Source organism: Protofrankia sp. Cj3, from assembly GCF_917627355.1.
Classification (GTDB): domain Bacteria; phylum Actinomycetota; class Actinomycetes; order Frankiales; family Frankiaceae; genus Protofrankia.
This window is the reverse complement of record NZ_CAKJTR010000004.1, coordinates 16,749-20,408: the sequence shown is the minus strand read 5'-3', so window position 1 is coordinate 20,408 and position 3,660 is coordinate 16,749. Positions and strand designations below refer to the sequence as shown.

Genomic DNA, 3,660 nt, shown 5'->3' with positions numbered 1-3,660 from the left:
GCTGGCCAGCTGGGATCTTAATGACTTCGGCGGCGCCTATACCAGGAGCGTCGTCTCGCGGAGCGCCTTCGTCGCGGTGTCGCTCCTGGCCGCTGCCCTGTGCGCCTATGCCGGCCGCTGTCACCGCGGCCAGGAGCGGCTCGGCTGGGCGCTGCTCGCCGCCGCGGTCGCCTCGTTGAGCGTCGCCCAGGTCGTCGCGTTCGTCTCGCTGGTGGTCACGGACTCGTCCCCGCCGCTTCCGGTGGACATCGGCGAGCTGGCCGCGGTCCCGTTCGTGTTGGCCGCGGTGATCGTTCTTGCGAACGGTTTCCTGGGGGCGGTCGAACGTGCCCGTGTCGCCATCGATGGAGTGATCATTGCGTTGGCGGTGCTGCTGTTGACCTGGGAACGGTTTCTCAAGCCCATTTACCGCCCCCACACGATCGCCGGCATGGAGCGACACATCACCGTCGTCCACATCATCGGCCACGTCGTCATTATCGGCGCGGTGGTGGCGCTGGGGTTTCGCGGCCGGCCGGGCGGCCGGCTTCCTCTGGTGCTGGTCGCCGCGGGAGTGCTGGCGCAGGCCACGGGCGAGGTCGGCGACCACTATCTCGAGGCGACCGGTCGCAACAGCACAGGAACAGCCTTGGACGCGGTCGGGATCAGCGGCTATCTACTGATCGCTTTCGCGGCTGTCGCGGCGCTCACGACCACCCTGCCGAAACAGCACACACCCACCCCCGCCCGGCTGGGCCGCGCGCGGCTGGTGGTCGAGATCCTGCCGTACCCACTTGCGCTAGCGGCATTGAGCTGGGGAATTGTCAACGGGTTCCGCGACGCGGGCGGGACCTATGTGCCGTTGCTCGCGGCTCTCGGCGTCGCTCTGCTCGGGCTCGTCACCGCGCGGGCGGTCCTGACCATCCTCGCCAACGCCAGTCTCACCCGCGGGCTCGGGCGGCAGCGAAACGCGCTGGAGCGGTTGACCCGTCAACAGGAGCTGATCCTCAACTCGGCCGGGGACGGCATCTATGGCGTGGGCGTCGACGGCCGCGTCACCTTCGTCAATGACGCGGCCGTGCGCCTGTTGGGCAGCACAGCGGACGCGGTTGTCGGTCAGCCCCATGAACTGATCGTGACGGCCCCGGCCGCCGCCGGCCGGTCAGCTGATGGCCGGGTCGCGTCGTCTGTGGCGCGGCCCTCGGAGGACAGGCAGGGTGCGTCGGTTGAGATCCACTACTGCCGGGCCGACGGCACGACCTTTCCCGCTGAGCACACGGTGACTTCGATCATGGATGATGGGGTTGTCGCCGGCGCGGTGGTGGTGTTCCGAGACGTGACCGAGCGACGGGTAGTCGAGCGAATGCGTAACGAGTTCATCTCCGTCGTCAGCCACGAGCTCCGAACCCCGCTGACGTCGATCCGCGGTGCGCTCGGCCTGCTGGCCGGCGGGGTGCTCGGCGGTCTTCCGCAGCGGGCACAGCGGATGACCGACGTCGCTGTGGACAGTACCGACCGGCTGATTCGCCTGATCAACGATATCCTCGACGTCGAACGGATGTCCGCTGGCAGGCTTGTGCTGCAGCGGCGTACCTGCGAGGCCGCCGACCTGCTCGCCGCCGCCGTCACCGAACTGGCGGCGTTCGCCGACGAAGCAGGGGTGATCCTGCGCACCGACGTGACCAGTGGCGCGGTGTGGGCGGACCCGGACCGGATCAACCAGACGTTGACGAACCTCATCGGCAACGCCGTGAAGTTCTCCGCCCGCGGCGGCACCGTGACGATCAGCAGTATGCCGCAGGACCGCGGCCAGTTGTTCCGCGTCCGCGACGAAGGCCGCGGGATTCCGGCGGACGCGCTGGAGAAGGTGTTCGGCAGGTTCGAGCAGATCGACGCCTCCGATTCCCGGCAGAAGGGCGGCACCGGGCTGGGGCTGGCGATCTGCCGGGGAATCGTGGAACAGCACGGCGGCCGTATCTGGGCGGAAAGCGAGCCGGGGCGCGGGGCGACCTTCTCATTCCAGCTACCGGCGGTTCACCCGATGGCGCACAGCCGTGAGCCACGGTCGGTACTGATCTGTGACGACGATACGGCTTTGCTGGAGGTCCTGCGCACGGTACTGGTAGATCAGGGCTACCGCGTCGTGTCGGCCAGCTCGGGGCGTGAGGCACTGGAGCGGGCGACAGCCGACCCGCCGAACGTGATCGTTCTGGACCTGCTCATGCCGGGACTGAACGGCTGGGAGACCGCGGTCGAGCTGAAACGACGGCCGCGGACCGCGGATGTCCCGATTGTCATCCTGTCCGGGCTCACCCCGGACGACAGCAACGCTGTTCCCGCCGCCGACGAGTGGATACCCAAGCCGTTGGGTCTTGGCGAACTGGTCACGGCTCTCGAGCGAGTCCTCGACGGGCAGCCGCACCCACGTCGCGTCCTCGTGGTGGAGGACGACGAGGGGCTCGGCCAGGTCCTCATCGAGAGGTTCGCCGGCAGCGGCCTGGCGGCCGTCCTCGCGGTGACCGGGGAGGAGGCCGTGGAGCTCAGCCAGCGTCTGCTGCCGCAACTGATAGTCCTCGACCTCGACCTGCCCGAGCTGGACGGCTTCGGCGTGGTCGACCGGCTGCGCCGGGACGACCGTCTCCGTGGTGTGCCGGTCGTCGTCTATACGGCGCTGGACCTGAGTGACGATGAGCGACGCCGGTTGATGCTCGGCGAAACCCATTTCATGACCAAGAGCCGCACCAAGCCGGAGGAGTTCGAGCAACGCGTTGTCGAACTGCTCAACCGGATCACCGATACCCAGCCCGCCGTCGGGGAGGGCATCGGCCGGCAGGCCGATGATCGGCAGGAGGGCTGACGGCGGCTGGCGGCGGCGCGATCCGTTCGCCGCCGCGCGGCCAGCGGCCCCAGGTTTCCGCATGCATGGAGGGACGGGTCTACGAGATGAGCGGGGAGGACCGTGAGCGTTCATCACATCCTGGTCGTGGACGACGACGAGGCGATCCGCGAGGTGGCCCAGATGAGCCTGGAGATGGTCGGCGGCTGGGAGGTGAGTACGGCGAGCGGCGGGCAGGAGGCGCTGGTCATGGCGGCGGCACGATGTCCCGACGCGATCCTGCTCGACGTGATGATGCCGGGGATGGACGGTCCGACGGCGCTGGCGCGGCTGCGGGCACAGGAGCTGACCCGGATGATCCCGGTCGTCTTCCTCACGGCGAAGGTCCAGAGCAGCGAGCGGCAGCGCTGGGCCGCTCAGGACGTCGCCGGCGTGCTGACCAAACCGTTCGACCCGATGAACCTGGCGGACCAGGTGGCCGCCTGCCTGGCGTGGACCGACTGAGCGCGCCTCCCCGGCATGCGGACGTCTCCCGCGCGGTGCGGGCGGTCTGGGAGCGCGCCGGGCCCGCGCTGCTCGCCCGGATCGACGTGTTGGACGATGCGGTCGCCGCGCTGCTGGAGGGCCGCCTCGACGAGGCGGCCCGGGAACGCGCCGCACGCGAGGCGCACAAACTCGCTGGATCAGCTGGTACCTTCGGTTTCGGTCACGCCTCCGATCTTGCCCGGGACCTCGAGCGCATGTTGGCCGCGGACGGGCCGCGGGACCACGCGGCGCTGTTGCGAGGATGCGGCCTGCTCGAGGGGATACGGCAGGAGATCACCACGCCTGGCGGCGCCGCCGCC

Annotated in this window: 3 protein-coding genes; all 3 read left to right on the top strand. The window is 69.4% G+C overall.

Features of this window, described 5'->3' with window-relative positions:
* Positions 1-2,836, top strand: a 2,836-nt coding sequence (locus MJ783_RS01035; RefSeq protein WP_239307991.1) for a response regulator, incomplete at its 5' end; no start/stop codon positions are given.
* 102 nt (positions 2,837-2,938) lie between these two features.
* On the top strand, positions 2,939-3,319 hold the full coding sequence (locus MJ783_RS01030) for a response regulator (protein WP_239307990.1): 381 nt from the start codon (positions 2,939-2,941) through the stop codon (positions 3,317-3,319).
* Positions 3,307-3,660, top strand: a 354-nt coding sequence (locus MJ783_RS01025) for an Hpt domain-containing protein (RefSeq protein ID WP_239307989.1), incomplete at its 3' end; no start/stop codon positions are given. The genes MJ783_RS01030 and MJ783_RS01025, both read left to right, overlap by 13 nt.